Source organism: Janibacter limosus NBRC 16128, from assembly GCF_001570985.1.
In the GTDB taxonomy this organism is placed as follows: Bacteria; Actinomycetota; Actinomycetes; order Actinomycetales; family Dermatophilaceae; genus Janibacter; species Janibacter limosus.
On record NZ_BCSS01000086.1, the window covers coordinates 1 to 2600 of the forward strand.

The 2600-nt window shown below is 65.8% G+C and carries 2 protein-coding genes; one reads left to right on the forward strand and one right to left on the reverse strand.

Going from position 1 to position 2600, the window contains the following annotated elements; genetic code table 11:
- Positions 1 to 208 precede the first annotated feature (208 nt).
- A complete protein-coding gene (locus JLI01S_RS16420; protein ID WP_068266725.1) occupies positions 209 to 1597 on the reverse strand; it encodes an MFS transporter in 1389 nt (462 codons plus the stop codon).
- A gap of 66 nt (positions 1598 to 1663) precedes the next feature.
- On the opposite strand from JLI01S_RS16420, the gene JLI01S_RS16425 reads away from it, so the two are divergent.
- On the forward strand, positions 1664 to 2296 hold the full coding sequence (locus JLI01S_RS16425; RefSeq protein WP_068266728.1) for a TetR/AcrR family transcriptional regulator: 633 nt from the start codon (positions 1664 to 1666) through the stop codon (positions 2294 to 2296).
- Positions 2297 to 2600 lie beyond the last annotated feature (304 nt).

A 2600-nucleotide genomic window follows, 5' to 3' on the forward strand; every position in this document is an offset into this window, starting at 1 on the left:
TCGCTGCCCTGGACGGCGTGCAGGCCAAGTACGAACGTCTGGGCAAGAGCGTCGAGATCGTCGGGCTCAACCAGGCCTCTGCTGAGCGTCACGAGCTCCTGACTGGGCGGCTGGGCGACAGTCACTGAACTCCCGCTGGCGGGAGGTCCTCACGCGGCGACGAAGGGTCAGGAGCGCCGGGCCTCAGAACGACCGCACGAGGGGTGTCTCAGTGTGCTCGGGGGCGCGTGGCTGGAGTTGTCGCGCTGCGTGGTGGGACGGGTCGTCGTGTCGCAACGACTGCCACTGCAGCGGCTGCGAGCACCGCGAGGGCCATGAAGGCGAAGGCGACGTGATCGGTGCCCGCGAGGGCAGCGACAGTCGAGGCTGCGGCCAGGCCGATGGCGCCACCGAATTGCTTTGAGGTGTTCATCAGGCCCGATGCAGCGCCGGCGTCTTCCGCGCGTACGCCAGTGGTGACCAGAGTCGCCAGCGGCGTGTTTATCAGCGCGCCGCCGAGTCCAATTGCGACGCTGGGAACCAAGATCGTCAAGGCGAAGGGTCCGTGATCGCGGACTGCCAGCCAGAGCAGAGCTGGGACCGTAAGTACGGCTCCAGCCGCGATGAGTACCTGGGGTGAATGTCGATCCATCAGGCGTGGAGTGATGATGAGGTTCACGCTCAGCATGGTGGCGGTCAGCGGCAGGAACGCCAGCCCAGCTTGGATGGGCGAATAACCCAACTGGTCCTGCATGCGGTAGGTGAGGAAGTACCACAGGCCCACTTGGAAGCAGGCCGCGGTCAGGCCGGTCGCGGCGTTGCCGAGGACGATCAGCCGGTCCCGGCTCAGCGAGTCGGGCACGAGCTTGTTCGGGGTGTGCCGTTGCTGGAGGGCGAGCACCGCGAACAACACCCCGGACACGACGCCGATCACGACTGGCAGTGCCCCGGCAGTGGGCTCGCTCAGCGATGACAGCGCGTAGATCCCACTCGTGAACGCTGCCGTGGCCAAGCCCGCGCCCGCCAAGTCGATGCGCCTGCTGCTGCGGTGGCCCTGGTCACGATTGCGCAGAGCCGTCGCAGCAGTGACCACGCACACACCGATGGGCAGGTTGATCAGCAGAGTCGCACGCCAAGAGAGCAGATCCGTGAGGACACCGCTGGCGACGTTGCCCAGTCCACCCCCTGCGAGGCTGACTGCCGTCCAGGTGGCGATGGCCCTGGTTCGATTGGGCCCCTCGGCGTGCGTGGTCGTCAGCAGTGTGAACGTCGCTGGGGACACGACTGCGGCGGACAGCCCTTGGGCGCCGCGCGCGGCGATCAGCAGCCAGCCTTCAGTGGCCAGACCACCGACAGTGCTTGCCAGCGTGAACGCACCTACGCCCCAGGCAAGGACTCGGACCGTGCCGAAGACATCAGCAAGCCTCGCGCCGACCAAGAGCACTCCGGCGAATCCCAGGCTGTACGCCATCGCCACCCACGACGCGGATCTTTGAGCGAGGCCGAGATCGGCCTGGACCGAGGGGAGGGCCACGTTCACGACGGACACGTCCAGCACCACCATGAGCTGCGCCAGGCATGCAGTCCATAGTCCAAGGCGTTGCGACGATGCAGACACCGCCCCTCCTTGCTATGTTCGCATCAGTGATACGAACGTATCACTGATGCGAACAGAGGGGCTCAGGTGTCTGAGAGCAGGCGAAAGGCACAGATCATCGAGGCGGTCGAACGGCTACTCGCCCGCGGCGGCGTCGACGCGGTGACCATGCGTGCGGTAGCTGGGGAAGCTGGCGTGTCTCTTCGCCTGGTTCAGTACTACGGCAAGAGCAAGGACGAGCTCCTCACCGTCACCCTCGATGGGCTCGCGGGCAAGAGCGCGCAGAAGTGGCGAGCACGCACACAACAAGTCGGACACTCGGAGCCGCTGAACCAGGTGGCAGCCTTCTTCGAAGAGGCCCTGCCACGTGACCCAGAAAGTCAAGGGTTCCACCGAGTTGGGGTGTCCTTGGAGGCACTGGCCATCACCCGTCCCGGAATCGCTGGACAGGCCTACCAGAAACACCTCAGCGATCTGGCGGAATACCTCACGGACACACTGTGCCGCGACACCCACCTCGACGGGACGCAATCGCGACTGATCGCCCTGGAAGTCATGGCGCTGGCCCACGGCCTCGGCACCCTCCTGATGGCAGACCAACTCAGTCAGCCCGAGGCGCAGGCCCTGGTGAAGGACTATCTCGAACGACTTCGTCCGCGCCTGGCCGCTCCCCCTTCGCCCGCAGCCACAGACACCGAGCCGGCAACCGGAGCCAACTAGCGCACTGGAGGCCGCGCGTCTGCTCAAAGATTGCGTTGACACATCGGGGGCGATGGGTCTCAGGCCATGGCTGCGGCCGCGTAGATCAGTTCAAACTCGACCGGGGTGAGCCGCACTCGGTCGAGTGGCTCCTGACCGCGCCACACCACTATCGGGGACTGAACTAGAGGCGGCTGTCACTGCAGTCTTGCCGCATCTCGACAGCACGCTCGCGTGGTCACCACCGCCGCACAACCTCCGGCCAGTGTGGCCATGCCTTGCTCCCTGTCGGGAGGGACTTGGCCACCCGGTGGGGAAGTGGAAA